Source organism: Bacillus cereus (genome assembly GCF_007678085.1).
GTDB lineage: Bacteria > Bacillota > Bacilli > Bacillales > Bacillaceae_G > Bacillus_A > Bacillus_A cereus_BE.
Window position 1 is genome coordinate 1 of record NZ_VEDW01000002.1, and the last position, 18,909, is coordinate 18,909.

Sequence of the window (18,909 nt, forward strand, 5' to 3'; positions counted from 1 at the left end):
GCCATTAGCTCAGTTGGTAGAGCATCTGACTTTTAATCAGAGGGTCGAAGGTTCGAATCCTTCATGGCTCACCATTTACAATTTAATGCGGGTGTAGTTTAGTGGTAAAACAAGAGCCTTCCAAGCTCTGGTCGAGAGTTCGATTCTCTTCACCCGCTTTTCAATTATGGGCCTATAGCTCAGCTGGTTAGAGCGCACGCCTGATAAGCGTGAGGTCGATGGTTCGAGTCCATTTAGGCCCACCATAATTGTTCCGCAGTAGCTCAGTGGTAGAGCTATCGGCTGTTAACCGATCGGTCGTAGGTTCGAGTCCTACCTGCGGAGCCATATAGAGAAGTACCCAAGTGGCTCAAGGGGCTCCCCTGCTAAGGGAGTAGATCGCTAACGCGGTGCGAGGGTTCGAATCCCTTCTTCTCTGCCAGTAATTGGCCCGTTGGTCAAGTGGTTAAGACACCGCCCTTTCACGGCGGTAACACGGGTTCGAATCCCGTACGGGTCATACTAAAAGAGATAGCATAATCTGCTATCTCTTTTTTGTTGTGTAAAAGTGGACTTTGGATAGTCTGCTTTTTTTATGGATTTCTTGTGGCTTTAGTGCTTGATAGTAATCATTGCAATAAGTTGTAGGAGATTTATATATATACACTTATTTTTGCAACCTTTTTATTCTCTCATTCGACTATATTAGTAAAGGGAGGAAGAAATAAAAATGGACATAGCTTATCTAGTCAAACAAGCAACAAGAGGAAATGATCAAGCATTTGAACAACTTATTACTTTTGTTCGCCCAAAACTATATCGAACAGCCTATTCTTATGTAAGAAATGAACAAGATGCACTGGATATATACCAAGAAACAATTTATGAAGCATATCTTTCATTGAGAAAGTTAAAAAAGCCGGAGAAATTTCAAAGTTGGATTACTAAAATTCTTGTTTTTAAATCCATTGATTTTGTAAGAAAATCCTCTAGACAATTTGTTGCAAATGATGAAATATTTTCTAATTTATGTACAGAAGAGAGCATGAATGAATTAGAGCAATCGTTGGATTTAATCGAGGCATTTAATTTCTTAGATCCTACTTACAAAACTATTATTGTATTAAGGTATTATCACGATTTATCTATTAAGGAAATTGCTGAGATTCTTAATTCTCCAGAAGGAACCGTAAAATCTCAATTACATCGAGCAAAGCAAGCCTTACGCCCCATTTTAAAGGAGGGATATAGTTATGAATAAAGAAGAATTTAATCACCATATCAATGATATTCCTATACCAGAAGATAGGTTAATTCAAAGAGAAAAAACAGCCATGCTTCAAGCTAAGAAAAATCAATACCGTAGAAAAAAAACAATCAAGTATTCTACTCTTGTTGCTTGTGGAATATGTGTTTCTCTCTTAGGTTCTGGATTCATTTCTCCTACTATGGCAAAGACATTATCGAGTGTTCCAGTTATAGGCTCCATTTATGCACAATTTAATGATATTGCTTCTGATAAAATTGAAAAGGATGAGCTTGCTACATCAATTGAGAGACAAGATAACCATAGTGGTTTAACGATGAATGTGAAAGAGGCTGTTTACGATGGTGGACGTTTAGTGCTCACCGTGGAATACAAAGGAGAAAACCCTATTTCCAAAAGTAATGAAGAGAAAGCTGGATTTAGTTATGTAACCATTAATGGGAAAGAAGTCAGAGCTGCAATTGGTTCTACTTCACAGAAGTCAAAAGGACAAAACACTATTATTGAGCAGCATGAATTTACTCTGGCTAATTACGGTGAATTTGGTGATAAAATTGATGTTTCCGTCCATGGGAAAGATTTATTTGGACAAACAGGAACATGGAACGTAGCATTTCCTCTTACAAAAGTTGAAAGTGAGATTCTTAAATTCACTCCTAATATAAAAACATTAACGAAAGATAATCTGTATGCATTAACAGTAGATCAAGTAACCTTTTCGTCACTTTCAACGAGGATTGATTTGACCTTTGATTATCCAAAAGAAATGGAAGCTAATGATAGCTGGCCAGCACTCGATTATACTGTCACTGATGATAAAGGAAAAATCTACGAAGGAGTCAGCTTGCAAGTTGGTAGCACGGGACTATACGGACACCATATTGTTTTAGCTCTTCCACCAATGGATAATCCTCCAAAATCCTTAACAATTGGACCTACGTATCTTAGTGGTCTAAATGCTACATTAAAAAATGGAGGTGCTGAAGATTTGAAAACGACTGTGTTGCTACAATAATTGAAGAGACTTGTTAGGCTCCCATGTCTATTGACTGTTAATAAGTGATGGTATGTTAATTTGACGTGTATGGAAAAAATATCGCTATCCAGCTAAGAGAAATTTGTATCTATATAATCAAAAGACGCTATTCTTTTTGTAGAAGTATACAGAAATGGTGGCGTTTTTATGCTGCTATCATTGTCGAGTTTTGTTGGTAAGTCGATATATTGCAAAAATCGCTGATATATTTGGAGTTGCGGTTGATATATTGCGAAAACCGCCGATATAATTTCACTTACCGAAAAAACCTTTTCACAATCTAAAGAAAACGCCTTCATTGAGATTGATTTCATACTTGATTTAATAACTTTACACTCTATGTGAAAAAGTTCACAATTAGGTCATAATTTGTGAAGTAATTCACAATAATACGTGCTACAATATGAATGTAAAGAAGTTAAACAACATTAAATTAGTATTTTAATTAATTACTTAAACAATCATAAAAAAATATATGTGAACAATAGAGAGGGGAAATTAACATGAAAAAAGGTATCAATCGTGTAGTATTAGTAGGAACAGGAGCTGTAGGTTGTAGTTACGCTTACTCAATGATCAACCAAGGTGTAGCTGAAGAATTCGTACTAGTAGATGTTAATGAAGCAAAAGCAGAAGGAGAAGCAATGGACTTAAGCCATGCGGTACCGTTCTCTCCAGCAGCAACAAAAGTTTGGAGCGGTAGCTATGCAGATTGTAAAGATGCAGATTTAGTTGTTATCACAGCTGGATTACCACAAAAGCCAGGTGAAACTCGTTTAGACTTAGTTGAGAAAAATACAAAGATCTTTAAACAAATCGTTCGCGGTATTATGGATAACGGATTCGATGGAATCTTCTTAATCGCAACTAACCCAGTTGATATTTTAACTTATGTAACTTGGAAAGAATCAGGTTTACCAAAAGAGCGCGTAATCGGTTCTGGTACTACTTTAGACTCTGCTCGTTTCCGTTACATGTTAGGTGACTACTTAGATGTAGATCCACGTAACGTTCATGCTTACATCGTTGGTGAGCACGGTGACACTGAACTTCCAGTATGGAGCCACGCTACTGTAGGTGTACAAAAACTAGAAACAATCTTAGCTAACAACGAGCAGTACAAACAAGAGGACTTAGATAAAATCTTCGAAAATGTACGTGATGCAGCTTACCATATTATCGAGCGTAAAGGCGCAACTTACTACGGAATCGGTATGTCACTACTTCGTGTAACTAAAGCAATCTTAAGCAATGAGAACAGCGTATTAACTGTATCTGCATACCTTGAAGGTCAGTATGGTGAGAAAGATGCTTACGTAGGTGTTCCGGCTGTTATTAACCGCCAAGGTGTACGTGAAATCGTAGAACTTGAGCTAAATGAAGAAGAAAAAGTGAAATTCGCTCATTCTGTAAAAGTATTAAAAGAAACAATGGCACCAGTACTATAATAATTGCTAAATAATTCAGAGGCGGGCAACTGCTTCCTACCTCTGAGTTTTTATATAATTTAATATAAATTCCTTTTCCGGTTTCCCTTGTATATCCCCAATATACCCCTTTTGCTGGATAAGGGTCGTTTATAGAAAAGAGCACTCTACTTTATATAGAGTGCTCTTTATTATTATCATTTTTTAGGTGTTAATCCTAATTTCTTTAAAATATCTGCTAGTGTACCGCTTTTTGATTTTTCAACAGGTGTTTGTGATTTAGATGCATCCGGTCCTTTTTTCAAGAAATTCTTTTCAACGAAGCGAATATCTTTTTCGTCGATAATGCCATCTTTGTTAAGGTCACCGTCTTTCACAGGTAGTCCTTTTTTACCATAGTTGCTGGCGATAATTTCTGCATCTTTAATATCAATTACTTTATCTCCATTTACATCACCTGCAAGGTTTTCATCAAAGCGTGCATAATAATATTGGCCAAGTAGCTTACCATCTTTCTCAGTACCTAATTTCGTTGTTAGTCGGCTTGTTAAATGCCCTGGAACTTCTACGTATAAGTTGTAGTCGCGTTTATTAACAGGAAGTCCATTTAGTTTAAAGGAACCGTATTTATCAAGTGAGCCTTCAAACTTATGACGGTAAGAATCTGTTGCATATACTTTTACACCAAGCTTTGTATAATCGAATTTCTCATCTAAATAACCACGTTCATTTAAGAATGCACCAGGTTTAATATTTCCTTCTACTAGTGAGTTTAAAGACATAACTGAGAATGTTTGATCTTGCAGTACACGCATTCTGTTTGGCTCTGATTCACCTTGTTTCCAGTAAGCAAACACTGATAAATCTAATTGAGCATTTGCTTCATAAAATTCATCATTTACTACTTTGAAAGTTACATCAATGAACGGGAAATCACCATCTAACCCAGCAAAGTTTTTGTCATCGATAGCTCCGCCTACTATGACAGAACCTTCTTCTAATTTCGGTTCATTCACTTTTGCCGTTACCCCTTTTTCAGAAAGGAGCTTTTCAAAAGCAGGATTCAATTTCGCATTTGCAAATTTGAAGTTTTTCTCTAGGAAGTTTACGTTAAATTCTCCAGATACAAATTGTTTCACATGTTTCGCGTTTAGCGTCACAGTAAATTCATCATCTTTATATAATTCTTTTTTATCATAACTAGCTTTCGCATATTGAGAACCTTGCGGGATAAACCAATAGTTATTTACACCGCTCGGGTAGTCAGGACCTGCAGTTGCATAATCGAAAATATATAAGCCTGTATTCATTGGGCCTTCCACCTTAAAGGATTCAGGAGTAATGCCAACTTTAAAGTCACCATTTGCATTAATAGGCAAAAACTTATGCAAGTATGGAGAATAATCATAGTACATAACACCGTTCGCTTCTTGCGTAATGTTAAATCCTTTTCCTTTTAAGTAGTCAACGTTAGAATCATATACATTTCCTTTAATCCATAGTGCTTTTTTACCGTCTTCTACTGTATAGTTTTCTTCATTTAATTCATAAATACCAGGCTGTAATCCAGTTAATTTCACTTCTGGCGGTGTATTATCAATTACGACATAATCACCTTTCACACGTGCTTTTCCCGCTTTATCATAGCCAACAAACTCAATTGTGTAATCACCTTCTGGTAAGTCGATTTTCTCATCACCAATTGGTTTTGCAGGATCATTTGTAAAAGGATATACTCTGCCGTTAAAGAATGAATCTAAGTAGTAATACACGTCCGTTTTTAGTCCACTCGTGTTTAACGTTCCGATGAAGCCGAGTGCTTGATTTGTTTTCGAATCTTTCACGATAAGGTCTAACGTCTCCAGTTCGCTGTTTAATTGGAATGCCCCGTGCAAATACGATTCACGGTATGGATTGAATTTAGATGTATCAGTTGAGATTGTTTTTCTTGATAACAGTGCATTTTCAATACCAGGCTCTGATACACGAATAGAGAACGGAATTTGATACGTTTCTTCTTTATTTTTCGTGTTTGTAATATGAATATATCCTTCATATCGGCCTTGCTTTGCACCAGCTGGAATATTAATTTTTGCTTCAATTTCATCTGATTTACCAGCATCAATCGTAATTGTTTCAGCAGTAGAAACTTTTACACCGTTTGCGGTAGCATCGTTAATAGCAGAAGATGCTGGTGTATAAGAAATTTCTGTTGTAAATTCTTTCTTATCTTGTTTATTACGATTTTCAATTTTAATTTTTCGTTTTTGTTCAATTGATTCCCCGTCTTTTTGATAGTATTTACCGAATGCAATGGATCCAGTTTCTTCCGGTACTTCAATCACTTCATCATTTACAATTGTTTTTGTTGTATCTAACACTTTAAAACTTGTTTCCGTGTGAACAGAGTTATAAGCATCTACTCGCCCAGCTCCAACTTCATATACGGAATACTTTTCTTTTAAATCGTCAGCCGTGTTCATAAGAGACGTTTTTACATCGAATGGAGAGTATTCTGGGTGTTCTTGCAGAATAAGAGCAGCAACGCCAGCGATATGAGGAGATGCCATGGATGTTCCTTGCATACGTTCATAGGAAACATCGTAGTTTTCGCCCTCTTGCGGGTCGTTAATATACTCAGGTACTGTTGAAAGTACAGCAACACCAGGCGCTGTAATATCAGGTTTAATATCATCATTTGATGTGACAGGACCACGTGAGCTAAAGTCTGCAAGATGATCGCCTTCTGTTTGAATGTAACTAATTTCACCAAAAGTAAAGGAGGTGTTACCTTGTTCAATTTGAGCTTTTAGTTTTTCACCGTCTTCTTTCGTTAGGCGAAATGCAGGAATGTATTTTGTGCTTTCGCCAATGTAGTAAGAAATTTCCCCATCCGCATTGTTATAAATAATAACTGCCTTTGCACCAGCTTGTTTCGCATTCGCAATCTTTTCATCAAATGAGATTGTGCCGCGCGCAATGAGAGCGATCTTTCCTTTTACATCTTTTTTACTAAACTCGTCAGGAGTGCCGATTCCTACAGATTCAATAGGGAGAGATTGTTCTTTGAAATCTTCTATTTTATCAGTGAAGTTTTTGCCGAATAAAATTAGGTTAGGGAATTGTAATTGTCCAGTATGACCTGATAGTTTTGGTAAGGAAATAGAGCTATCACTTGCTCCAACTGTAATAGCAAATGGAGAAGCACCTGGTGATCCAAGTGTCGCTGGATTTGGACCAGAGTTACCAGCAGCAACAACTGTAACAACGCCCGAAAGCATCGCGTTATTGACAGCGATAGACGTTGGATCAAGAGGATTGTTACTATCGTCACCTAACGATAAGTTAATGACGTTCATACCGTCAGAAATAGATTTATCGATTGCAGCGATAATACCAGAACTATCTCCGCTTCCATAAGGACCGAGTACACGATAGTTATATAGTTCAATGTCAGGTGCAACACCTTTTACTGCGGAATCTGATTTGTTTTTCTTTTGAGCAGAAACGATACCTGCTACGTGAGTACCATGCGCAGTGTAGAAGGAAGAACCGCGATCATCAAATTCAGGAGCGCCAGATTGTTGCCACTCTGTATAAGTTGTTTCCATCGGATCTGCATCGTTATTAATAAAGTCCCAACCTTTTACGGAATTTGGGTCTATCTTACTAGAATCTTCACCTGCTTTTGCGCGATAGCCTTTATACACGTCTTTTAAGTCAGGATGGTTGTAATCAATACCTGTATCTAATACACCAACTTTAATTCCTTTTCCGGTAATGCCCTCGCTATGTAACTTATCTACTCCAATTTGCGGAATGCTATCTGTTAGTTTTTGAGGTGCTTTCTGCTCTGCTTGTTTTGGTAAATTTAATTTCACTTCGTAATCTTTCCAAATACGTTTTACAACGCCAATTCGTAACAATTCTTCAACTGTATTTGCAGGTAATGTTAGCGCAACGCCATTTATCGCATGTTTATAAGAACGTTTAATTTGTACAGATTGGAAATTCCCTGACTTTACTGATGGACTGAATTGATACAGACGTTTTAGTCCTTTTTGAAATTCCTCATGTTCTTGATCAATACGTGCTTTTATATTTTCAGGAGCAGCTTGTAATCCTTTTTCTTTTTGTTTTAATTCATTAATCTTTACTGGAGCAGTTTGAAATTCTACAATGATATTTACTGGTTCGGCACTACTCGTATTAATATCTGGTGAAATAGTAAAACCAGGGTTTGCATCTAACGTTTGTAATGCCTGACGCTGTTCTTTAGAAAGTTTGGATAGTAAAGACTGGGCGTTTGAAGAGTCAATTTGGTTAATAGGATTTTCAGCAAGCACATTGAACGGAAGGGCAGTTGAAAATAGAACGCCAGCCGTTACAATTCCGGTAACAAAACGATTTTTCTTTTTCATGTATAAGCCTCCGATAATTTATATTTTAAAATTATTTCTCCACACCAGGTGTTTGCTCTGCATGGAATGTCCAGTTTAGCTGTAAGGAATCACCCTGGAATTTATTTTGATCTTGGTCGTTGTCTTCAAAAGAGAAGAGCACGTGTAAGGAATCTGTTTCACCAGATTTAATACCATCTATTAAGTTATGACGTTCTAGAGAAGTAGCTACATCTTCAGGTTTCATAGTTTTTAATTCTGATAGTTTTGTTTCCCACAAAATTTCATGATCATCGTTTGGATTCGATGGAGTTCCACCATTCACTAAAAATTTGACGATGATGTGATCGCCTAAATCTTCACCATTATTATTTTTCTTTGCATCTGTAACTTCATAGGATGTTTCAAGTGCTACTTTTGCAATATCCAATGTTCCTTTATTTTCAAGCTTGAAATTTTTTTCAATTAAATCACCTGGTTTTAAATCTTTCACATTAACAATTACACTCGGGTTAATAGAAAGATCTAGTGTACCAGCTTGAAATGAGTTACTAGATGTTTCAGAATCACTGAAATAGGCGAATACACCGCCGAATGTAAGGGATAAGCCAAGTGAAGCTGTGACAACTCCCATTCCAACTTTTTGTTTTAATGACATAAGAAAGCCCCCTAATTTAATTTTTTATCAAACTTTCGCCTGGAGTATGGATAGAGTAAACATAGTGTTTCAGTATGAATTATATTTGCGAAGGTTCGCTGTTCTTTATTGAGAACAAGTATATGCTTATGAATTTTCCATTTCAATACAATTGTGACGAAAAATGTTGAGAAACATTATTTTATGACAGATTATTTTGGTTGTATTTTAAGTGGAAAATAGGGTGAAAAACAGAAAGAATCCAATAAAATAAATATTGAGCAATAAGGAAAGCAGAGAAATGGTAAGAAGAAATGAAGCGTTTGCAATGAATATTCGTCAAAATTCGATATTTTACACAGTAAATTTGAATATTTCAAGCGGAATTAAAGAAAAAAACGAATATTTTTTTAAAAATAACAAGGATATTTCAGTTTTTCGCAGAATTGGTAAAGTATAAAAAATTCTGTCATCTTAGTGAGGTGAGCATATTGAGTGTAATAAATTGTGAAGAAGTGAAACGAGATGAGTTTCATACAGAAAAGTACTATGACAGTTATAACATCTTTGGTGCACATGTTGTGACGGAAGATGAGATGCGAGGTGTACGATTTACAGTATGGGCTCCTCATGCGAAAGCAATGAGTGTTGTTGGAGATTTTAATGAATGGGATTATGAGCAACATAAGATGCTACAAGTGACAGAAGAAGGAATCTGGTCCTTGTTTATACCGCATATTGAAGAAAGGGAAATATACAAATATGCGATTGAAACGATGGCTGGTGACGTCATTTTTAAGGCGGATCCGTATGCTGTGTATGCAGAAGTAAGACCGAATACGGCATCTGTAGTTTTTGATATAAAGGGATACGAATGGAATGATAAAAACTGGAGTCGTAAGAAAAAGAAAAAATCAGTTTATAAAGAAGCGATGACGGTTTATGAATTACATTTCGGTTCTTGGAAAAAGAAAGAAGATGGAACACTGTATTCTTACAGGGAAATGGCAGAAGAACTCATTCCTTATGTGGTAGAACATCAATTTACACATATTGAAATTATGCCGCTTGTTGAGCATCCATATGATCGTTCTTGGGGATACCAAGGGACGGGATATTATGCAGCAACGAGTAGATTCGGCACGCCACATGATTTGATGCATTTTGTCGATGAATGTCATAAATATGGAATCGGTGTCATTTTAGATTGGGTGCCGGGGCATTTTTGTAAAGATGCTCACGGTTTATATTTGTTTGATGGGACACCGACTTATGAATATAAAGATAAAGATGTGCAAGAAAATCCGGTATGGGGAACTGTCAATTTTGATTTAGGAAAGAGGGAAGTACGTAATTTCTTAATTTCAAATGCGTTATTTTGGATGAGATATTTCCATATTGATGGTTTCAGGGTGGATGCAGTTGCGAACATGTTGTATTGGAATAAAGAAGGGCAAGAGCAAAGTAATGAGCACGCTGTTTCATTTTTACGAGAGTTAAATGAAGCGGTGTTTGCAGAAGATGAAGATTTTCTTATGACAGCAGAAGATTCAACGGCTTGGCCACTTGTAACAGCCCCAACGTATGAAGGTGGGCTTGGATTCAATTACAAATGGAATATGGGTTGGATGAATGATGTGCTGAAATATATGGAGTGTGCGCCTGAGTACAGGAAGTATATTCATGAGAAAATGACGTTCTCTTTAGTATATGCTTACTCTGAAAATTTCATATTACCGCTTTCTCATGATGAAGTCGTTCATGGGAAGAAATCGTTATTAAATAAAATGCCAGGAGAGTACTGGGATAAGTTTGCTCAACTTCGTTTATTATATGGATATTTCTTTACTCACCCAGGAAAGAAATTACTTTTCATGGGAGGAGAATTTGGGCAGTTTGATGAGTGGAAAGACCTTGAAGATTTAGATTGGAATTTACATGATTTTGAAATGCATCGTTATATGCATGATTACTTTAAAGAGCTCATAGCATTGTATAAGCGCTCCAAACCGCTTTGGCAGCTTGATCATTCGCCTGAAGGATTTCAGTGGATAGATGCTAATAATCATGAGCAAAGTATTTTCTCGTTTATTCGCCAAGGGGATAAACAAGAAGATGCGTTAGTTGTCGTATGTAATTTTACGAAAGCTACATATGAAAACTATAAAGTAGGTGTACCAGATTTCGAGTATTATAACGAGATTTTAAATAGTGATGCTGAGCAATATGGCGGATCAGGGCAAGTAAATAAGAAACGCCTTAAGGCGATTCAAGAACCGTATCATAATCAACCAGCACATGTAGAAATTACAATTCCACCATTTGGCGTATCCATATTACGACCAGTGAAGACGAGAAAGGGGAGCAAAAAACAAGATGGCTCAAAAACAAAAGTGCGTAGCAATGTTACTAGCAGGGGGAAAAGGTAGTCGATTAAGTGCATTAACAAAAAATTTAGCCAAGCCAGCTGTTCCGTTTGGTGGTAAATATCGCATTATTGATTTTACGCTAAGTAACTGTGCGAATTCTGGTATTGAAACGGTTGGGATTTTAACGCAATATCAACCGCTTGAACTTCATAATTATATCGGAATTGGAAATGCGTGGGATTTAGACCGGGTAAGCGGTGGAGTCACAGTATTACCTCCTTATGCGGAGTCTTCAGGTGTGAAGTGGTACACAGGTACGGCAAGTGCCATTTATCAAAACTTAAACTATTTAAGTCAGTACGAACCAGAGTACGTTCTTATTTTATCAGGCGACCATATTTATAAAATGGATTACAGTAAAATGCTAGATTACCATATAGAGAAAGAATCGGACGTTTCGATTTCAGTTATTGAAGTACCGTGGGATGAAGCGAGCCGTTTCGGTATTATGAATACGAACGAAGAGATGGAGATTGTTGAATTTGAGGAGAAACCGCAATTTCCAAGAAGTAATCTTGCCTCAATGGGAATTTACATTTTTAACTGGGCTATTTTGAAAGAGTATTTAGAAATGGATGCAAGAAACCCTGAATCTAGTAATGATTTCGGAAAAGACGTACTTCCGCTTTTATTGGATGAAGGGAAGAAGTTAATGGCGTATCCGTTTGAAGGGTATTGGAAAGATGTTGGAACGGTGAAGAGCTTATGGGAAGCGAATATGGATTTACTACGTGATGAAACATCACTGAATTTAAACGATCGTAATTGGCGTATTTATTCTGTGAATCCAAACGAACCGCCTCAATATATTGCAGAAAAGGCAAAGGTAGAAGAATCGCTTATTAATGAAGGATGCGTCATTGAAGGGGACGTGAAGCATTCTGTATTATTCCAAGGGGTGACGGTGGAAGAAGGTAGTATGGTTATTGATTCTGTCGTTATGCCAGGAGCGAAGATTGGTAAAAATGTTGTAATTGAGAGAGCGATTGTTGGATCGGAAATGGTTATTGAAGATGGAACAATTATTCGTCCAGAAAAAAATGTTGACGATGTAGTACTCATTGCTGAAGGAAAATAGAAAAGGGGGATGAAATGAATGGGAGAAAAAATGTTAGGGATTATTAATGCAACGGGAAGTTTTCCTTCCTTAAAGAAAGTAACAGGGCATCGTTCACTAGCGGCGTTACCGTTTGGGGGCCGTTATCGACTCATTGATTTCATGCTTTCAAATATGGTGAATTCTAATATTCATAGTGTAGCGGTTTTTACAAGTCATAAAAACCGTTCGTTAATGGACCATGTTGGTTCAGGAAAACAGTGGGATTTAGATAGAAAAAGAGACGGATTGTTTTTATTCCCACCAAATTGCCAATGTGACCAAGATGAATTTGGGTCTTTTGCACATTTTAGAAGACATATTGATTATTTTCTAAGAGCTAGAGAAGAATACGTTGTTATTACGAATAGCCATCTCGTAACAGCATTAAACTTCCAGGCGGTGTTAGAGCGACATATACATACGGCAGCTGATATTACTGAAGTTTGCCATGAAGGGGTTTCGCTTCAAACATACGTGTTAAAGAAACAATTACTGTTAGATTTATTCGAGTCATATAAAGATGTGGAGCAATATAGCTTATTCGATGTAGTAAGAGAAAAGCGCGGAAAATCACTGCATATTGCTACGTATGAGCATACAGGATATGTAGCGATTATTGATTCGATTGAAAGTTACTATAAACATAGCTTAGAAATTTTGCAGCCTGCTATTTGGAAGCAACTATTTAAGAAAGAAGCACCGATCTTTACGAAAGTAAAAGATGAACCACCAACTCGCTACTTAAAGGGTGCAGCTGTGAAAAATACGATGATTGCAAACGGCAGTATTATTGAAGGTGAAGTAGAAAATAGTGTTGTCTCCCGTTCTGTTAAAATTGGGAAAGGTTCAATTGTTCGTAATAGCATTATTATGCAAAAGAGCCAAATTGGAGATAACTGTATAATAGACGGTGTTATTATTGATAAAGATGTAAAAATTGGTGATGGTGTTGTGCTAAAAGGAAACGCCGATGAGCCATACGTTATTGAAAAAGGAAGCGTTCAAAACAGTACGATTAATAGTTATTCCTAAAAGAATCAGTGGGGGTTTTCCTCCACTGATTAAAGCATTCATTCAAATGAAAACTCGAAGGGAGGAAGCTGCAAGGGAAGTAGTATAAGCTTTTCGTGCAGTGGGACAACAAGTGAATATTTTATTTGCAGTATCAGAATGTGTACCATTTGTTAAATCGGGAGGCTTAGCTGATGTAGCAGGTGCGCTCCCAAAAGAGCTAAAAAAATTAGGTGTGGACGTTCGCATTATACTCCCGAATTATAGTCTTATTCCGCAAAAATTAAGGGATGGATGTACGTTACATAAAGTAATTAACGTCCCACTTGGGTGGAGAAATCAATATTGCGGAATTTTAAAAGGTGAGCAAGACGGGATTACGTATTACTTAATAGATAATGAGTATTATTTTAAGAGGGATTCTCTGTATGGTCATTATGATGATGGAGAGCGTTTTTCTTATTTTTCGAAAGCAGTTTTAGAGTGTATTCCTCATCTTGATTTCGAAGTGGATGTTCTTCATAGTCACGATTGGCATACAGCTATGGTGAATTTCTTACTACGTGAAAAGTATCAAGATAACCCATTATATGAGCATATTAAAACGGTATATACAATTCATAACTTGCAGTTCCAAGGTGTATTTCCTCCTGAAGTGATGTACGACTTGTTAGAACTTGGTGATGAATATTTCCATAGTGAGCAGTTAGAGTTTTATGGAAATGTGAACTTTATGAAGGGTGGAATTATCGCTTCTGATCAAATTACAGCGGTTAGCCCGACATACAAAGAAGAAATTCAATATGAGTTTTTCGGTGAGAAGTTAGATGGATTGTTACGAAAATATAATGATAAGCTTAGCGGCATCGTAAATGGAATTGATACGAGCGTATATAATCCAGGAACGGATTCGTATATTACTGCTCAGTACGATGCGGATTCATTATATGAAAAGAATGAAAATAAACGCGCCTTGCAGCGTTATTTTGGTTTGCCAGAAAAAGAAGATACACCAATTATTTCAATGGTAACGAGATTAACGAAGCAAAAAGGTCTTGATTTAGTACGTACTGTATTCCGAGAAATAATGGAGGAAGATGTACAATGTATTATTTTAGGATCAGGTGATGCGGAATATGAGCAATTTTTTGAGTGGATGGCATACGAGTATCCTGAGAAGGTAAAAGTATATATCGGCTTTAATGAAGAATTAGCTCACCAAGTATATGCGGGAAGTGATTTATTCTTAATGCCGTCACTATTTGAACCGTGTGGACTTGGACAACTTATCGCATTAGCGTACGGTACAATTCCGATTGTAAGAGAGACAGGCGGATTAAATGATACTGTACAATCTTATGACGAAGAAACTGGAGAAGGAAATGGTTTCAGTTTCACGAACTTTAATGCACATGACATGTTGTACACGGTTCTTCGTGCAATTGAATTTTATCATGATAAACCGGTATGGGAGCAGCTTGTAAAACAAGCGATGACGGAAGATTACAGCTGGGAGAAGTCAGCTCTTGCTTATAAGAAATTGTATAAAAGTCTCATGGAATAACATGTAGGTGGTGAAGAAATGTTTACTCATGTTGAAAGTTTCAAATCAGCTTTTCTAGAAAAGTTAGAGACGATGTATGGTAAAAGTTTCAAAGATTCTACAACTCGTGATCAATACAATACGCTTGGGTACATGGTACGTGAGTATATGAATAGTCAATGGATTGCAACGAATGAAAGCTATCGGTCTGGAGAGCGAAAGCAAATGTATTACTTATCCATTGAGTTTTTACTTGGGCGTTTGCTTGGAAGTAACATATTAAATTTAGGCATCAGGGATGTATGTGAGCAAGGACTTTCTGAGCTTGGGATTTCGTTGCAAGAATTAGAAGAGGTGGAAGCAGATGCAGGTCTTGGAAATGGTGGACTTGGACGATTAGCAGCCTGTTTCCTTGATTCACTTGCATCTTTAAACTTACCAGGTCATGGCTGTGGAATTCGTTACAAACACGGCTTATTTGATCAAAAGATTGTTGATGGTTATCAAGTTGAATTTCCAGAACAGTGGCTTCTTCATGAAAACGTATGGGAAGTAAGAAGGCATGATCAAGCTGTAGAAGTAAGTTATTTCGGCAATGTTGAACCACTATACATTGATGGGCGTTTAGAGTTCAGGCATACGAATGCAGAAGTGATCATGGCAGTACCATATGACGTTCCAGTAGTAGGTTATGAGACAAGTACCGTAAATACACTTAGACTTTGGAATGCTGAACCGGTTCCTTTCCCGCAAAATTGCAAAGATATTTTGAAATATAAGCGTGAAACAGAGGCAGTATCGGAGTTTTTATATCCAGATGATACGCATGATGAGGGGAAAATACTTCGTTTGAAACAACAGTATTTCCTCGTATCAGCAAGTTTGCAAAATATCGTTCGTATGCATAGAGAAAGATATGGTGACCTTCGCCAATTACATGAGAAAATTGCGATTCATATAAATGATACACATCCAGTTTTGGCGATTCCCGAACTGATGCGTATTTTATTAGATGAAGAAAAACTAGCATGGGAAGAAGCTTGGAACATAACGACACAAACGATTTCTTATACGAATCATACGACGTTATCAGAAGCACTTGAGAAGTGGCCAATTCACATTTTTAAACCGTTATTACCGAGAATCTATATGATTATTGAAGAGATTAATGAACGTTTCTGTCACGAACTTTGGGAACGTTATCCGTATGAATGGCATCGTATTGAAGAGATGGCGATTATTGCGCATGATCTTGTGAAAATGGCTCATTTAGCAATTGTCGGTAGCCATAGCGTAAATGGTGTAGCGAAAATTCATACGGAAATTTTAAAGCAACGTGAAATGCGATTGTTTTATGAGTTTTATCCAGATAAGTTTAATAATAAAACGAATGGAATCGCTCATAGACGCTGGTTAATGAAGGCGAATCCACAGCTGACAAACCTTATTTCAGAGGCGATTGGAACAGAGTGGAAGAAAGAACCGATTAAGCTTCAAGAGCTACAATTAGTTCAATACGATCCGAGTTTTCAAGAGAAGTTTGCAGAGGTAAAACAAGAGCGTAAAGAGATTTTAGCGGAGCGTATTCATAATAAAATGGGGATTACAATTGATCCTAATTCTATTTTTGATGTGCAAGTAAAAAGACTGCATGCTTACAAACGACAATTATTAAACGTTCTTCATATTTTATATTTGTATAACCGTTTGAAAGAGGATGCTAGTTTTACATTTTATCCGCGTACTTTCATCTTTGGAGCGAAAGCATCACCTGGCTATTACTATGCAAAAAAGATTATTAAATTAATTAATGAACTCGCAAGAAAAGTGAATAATGATCCGTACGTAAGCCAATATATGAAAGTTATCTTTCTAGAAAACTATCGAGTGTCTGTAGCGGAAGATATATTCCCAGCGGCCGATGTAAGTGAACAAATTTCAACTGCGAGTAAAGAAGCATCAGGAACAGGTAATATGAAATTTATGATGAATGGTGCGATCACACTCGGCACGTTAGATGGAGCTAATATTGAAATAAAAGACAGGGTCGGTGATGATAACTGTTTCATTTTCGGTTTAACAGCCGATGAGGTTCTTCATTACTATCAAAATGGTGGATATCGTGCAAGTGATTATTATCACCACAATATGCATATTAAAAAAGTAGTAGATCAGTTAACGAATGGTTTCTTTGCACATTCGGGAGCTGAATTTGAAGCGATTTACGATTCTCTCGTTATTCAAAATGATGAATATTTCGTTCTGCGAGATTTTGGTCCATATGCGGAAAGGCAAGAAGCTGTTGGTAGGGCTTATGAGAACCGAACGAAGTGGCTAGAAATGTCGATTTTAAATATTGCACAATCTGGTCATTTTGCGAGCGATCGAACGATCTTACAATATAGTAATGAGATTTGGGGTATTGGTAATGCGGTTACACAGTATTAAGTGAAAGTCCCTTTTGAAGGGGCTTTTCTTTATGAAGTTGAAGTGGGGTGAATGATGTATGAGAGATATGTGTGAGGAACTTGATTTAAAAACAGATAGGTTACTATTAACGAAGGTACAGTATGCGCATGTAGATGATTTGTTTGAAGTGTATTCGAATCCAGAGGCAGCTATATATGTACCTAGGGAAGTACATAAAACGAAAGAGGAAACACATAGTTTATTAGAAAGTATGCTTGCAACGATACGAGAAAGTAAGGCTCTTATATGGTCTATTATGCTGAAGGATACTCAAAAAGTGATTGGAACGTGTGGAATATGGCTCATGCCACATAATAGTGCATCGATCGGAGCTGTGATTAGCCCGGCGTATTGGGGAAAAGGACTTATTGTGGAAGCTTTAGAAGAACTCATTGAAATAGGCTTTCAGGAGCTGAATATAAACCGTATGGAAGGAAGATGTGATGCGGAGAATATAGCTTCTGAACGTGTGATGCAAAAGTTAAAAATGGTATATGAAGGTACATTGAGACAAAGTGTAAAAGTGAATAAAACGTATAGAGATGCGAAAGTGTATTCACTTTTAAAAGAAGAATATAATCACTTGAAAAACCGAGCTTAATCTCATTAAGCTCGGTTTTCTTTTTTTGCTTAAGAAAGAAATGGGATGGCGGTATATATGATACCTGTTCCACCATATTCTCCTGTCGCAAAGTATGAAAATGTAAAGAAACCTGTAAACGAAAAAATTACAATGAGAAAAAGTGCAAAGATAAATTTTAGCATGTAAGGTCCCCTCATCCAAAAATAACTTCATATATTATTATAGTATAAGGATATAAGGTTTCCAATCATTACCTGGTTAAAAATGAGAAGTCAGACATGTTTTGTATGTTGTCATGGCATGATTATTTGTAATAGATTTTGTGTTTTTTGTAAAAGTCATGTTGTGATGAACGTGTGCATATTCCCAGTCTTGTTCATTAAAATGGACATTGCGCGGAGGGAGAAGAGGAACGACATCAAATAAATTAACAAAGCGAAAGCTACTAGCTACTTGTAGTTTATAATAATTACGAAATGCAATGTCGCCCACTTTTGGAGAGGCGAATGTGTAAAGACCGTACTGTGCGAAGGCGGTGTTAATACGCGCATCGAGTATATGTAGTGTGGCGAGCGCACCGCCTAAGCTATGACCTGTTGCAAGAAGTTTTTTATGGGCTGGTAGTGATACGAGCATATCCATAATAGAATCTCGGCAAGATTCATAAATGGAAAGAAAGCCGTTATGGACATTTCCGCTGTTCAAAGCATATGGATATGGTTTTTGATTAACGAGTGAATCGATAATCCAGTCTGTATCAGTTTGTGTCCCGCGAAAAGCTACAATAATGGTATCCTCAGATTCTAGTATGAATCCGAACCATTCTGTCGTTTGAATGGTTTTTCCTTGAAAGCCTTGTACATATTGAAAACCATCTGGTATTTCGAAAATCCCATTTTGTTTATATTGTTCATACGTTAGCTCACAACAAGAAGCTAACAGTATGGCAGTATCTTTATCGAAGGATAAAGGAGTACGCATTAAGAAAACCCTCCTTACGAAAAGGTATAGTTTAATATATGCAGTGAG

At 36.9% G+C, this 18,909-nt stretch carries 13 protein-coding genes and 5 tRNA genes; 14 read left to right on the forward strand and 4 right to left on the reverse strand.

The features are described from left to right. Nucleotides 1-87: 87 nt before the first annotated feature. The 8 genes from FS742_RS09040 (at nt 88) to FS742_RS09075 (ending at nt 3,730) form a co-directional block, all read left to right on the forward strand. Nucleotides 88-158, forward strand: a tRNA-Gly gene (locus FS742_RS09040). Nucleotides 159-168: 10 nt separating this feature from the next. After that, nucleotides 169-245: transfer RNA gene (locus FS742_RS09045), tRNA-Ile, on the forward strand. Between the two features lie 7 nt (nt 246-252). Continuing rightward, nucleotides 253-327 (forward strand) — tRNA-Asn (locus tag FS742_RS09050). A gap of 3 nt (nt 328-330) precedes the next feature. Then, nucleotides 331-421: transfer RNA gene (locus tag FS742_RS09055), tRNA-Ser, on the forward strand. 6 nt (nt 422-427) lie between these two features. Then, nucleotides 428-499 (forward strand) — tRNA-Glu (locus tag FS742_RS09060). A 210-nt stretch (nt 500-709) separates the two neighbouring features. Next, on the forward strand, nt 710-1,240 hold the full coding sequence (locus FS742_RS09065) for a sigma-70 family RNA polymerase sigma factor (protein ID WP_144612087.1): 531 nt from the start codon (nt 710-712) through the stop codon (nt 1,238-1,240). Then, nucleotides 1,233-2,261, forward strand: coding sequence for a DUF4179 domain-containing protein (locus FS742_RS09070; protein WP_144612088.1), 1,029 nt, complete (start codon nt 1,233-1,235; stop codon nt 2,259-2,261). The genes FS742_RS09065 and FS742_RS09070 overlap by 8 nt, the downstream gene beginning before the upstream one ends. Before the next feature lie 524 nt (nt 2,262-2,785). Then, entirely contained in the window at nt 2,786-3,730 is a 945-nt protein-coding gene (locus FS742_RS09075) for an L-lactate dehydrogenase (RefSeq protein ID WP_144612089.1), read from the forward strand. 176 nt (nt 3,731-3,906) lie between these two features. On the opposite strand, the gene FS742_RS09085 is transcribed toward FS742_RS09075, so the two are convergent. Both FS742_RS09085 and FS742_RS09090 read right to left on the reverse strand, forming a co-directional pair. Further along, on the reverse strand, nt 3,907-8,130 hold the full coding sequence (locus FS742_RS09085; RefSeq protein ID WP_144612090.1) for a S8 family serine peptidase: 4,224 nt from the start codon (nt 8,128-8,130) through the stop codon (nt 3,907-3,909). A 31-nt stretch (nt 8,131-8,161) separates the two neighbouring features. Further along, nucleotides 8,162-8,767, reverse strand: a complete 606-nt coding sequence (locus FS742_RS09090) for a CalY family protein (protein WP_144612091.1) — start codon at nt 8,765-8,767, stop codon at nt 8,162-8,164. A 470-nt stretch (nt 8,768-9,237) separates the two neighbouring features. Here FS742_RS09090 and glgB point away from each other — a divergent pair, with 470 nt between their 5' ends. The 6 genes from glgB to FS742_RS09120 all read left to right on the forward strand — a co-directional run bounded on the left by glgB (nt 9,238) and on the right by FS742_RS09120 (nt 17,898). Then, a complete protein-coding gene (gene glgB / locus FS742_RS09095; protein WP_144612092.1) occupies nt 9,238-11,175 on the forward strand; it encodes a 1,4-alpha-glucan branching protein GlgB in 1,938 nt (645 codons plus the stop codon). Then, the gene (glgC, locus tag FS742_RS09100) at nt 11,123-12,253 is read left to right on the forward strand and encodes a glucose-1-phosphate adenylyltransferase (protein ID WP_144612093.1); all 1,131 of its coding nucleotides are present in this window, start codon (nt 11,123-11,125) and stop codon (nt 12,251-12,253) included. The genes glgB and glgC overlap by 53 nt, the downstream gene beginning before the upstream one ends. Before the next feature lie 18 nt (nt 12,254-12,271). Continuing rightward, nucleotides 12,272-13,306, forward strand: a complete 1,035-nt coding sequence (glgD, locus tag FS742_RS09105) for a glucose-1-phosphate adenylyltransferase subunit GlgD (protein WP_144612094.1) — start codon at nt 12,272-12,274, stop codon at nt 13,304-13,306. 112 nt (nt 13,307-13,418) lie between these two features. Next, nucleotides 13,419-14,849, forward strand: coding sequence for a glycogen synthase GlgA (gene glgA / locus FS742_RS09110; RefSeq protein ID WP_144612095.1), 1,431 nt, complete (start codon nt 13,419-13,421; stop codon nt 14,847-14,849). Between the two features lie 18 nt (nt 14,850-14,867). After that, nucleotides 14,868-17,276, forward strand: a complete 2,409-nt coding sequence (gene glgP / locus FS742_RS09115) for a glycogen phosphorylase (protein ID WP_144612096.1) — start codon at nt 14,868-14,870, stop codon at nt 17,274-17,276. Between the two features lie 58 nt (nt 17,277-17,334). After that, nucleotides 17,335-17,898 carry a GNAT family N-acetyltransferase gene (locus FS742_RS09120; RefSeq protein WP_144612097.1) on the forward strand — a complete coding sequence of 188 codons (564 nt, stop codon included), beginning with the start codon at nt 17,335-17,337 and terminating at the stop codon, nt 17,896-17,898. A gap of 29 nt (nt 17,899-17,927) precedes the next feature. Here FS742_RS09120 and FS742_RS27990 read toward each other — a convergent pair whose 3' ends face one another. Together FS742_RS27990 and FS742_RS09125 are read right to left on the reverse strand one after the other, a co-directional pair. After that, the gene (locus FS742_RS27990) at nt 17,928-18,062 is read right to left on the reverse strand and encodes a hypothetical protein (protein WP_080117823.1); all 135 of its coding nucleotides are present in this window, start codon (nt 18,060-18,062) and stop codon (nt 17,928-17,930) included. 76 nt (nt 18,063-18,138) lie between these two features. Beyond that, a complete protein-coding gene (locus FS742_RS09125; RefSeq protein ID WP_048529676.1) occupies nt 18,139-18,861 on the reverse strand; it encodes a lipase family protein in 723 nt (240 codons plus the stop codon). Nucleotides 18,862-18,909 lie beyond the last annotated feature (48 nt).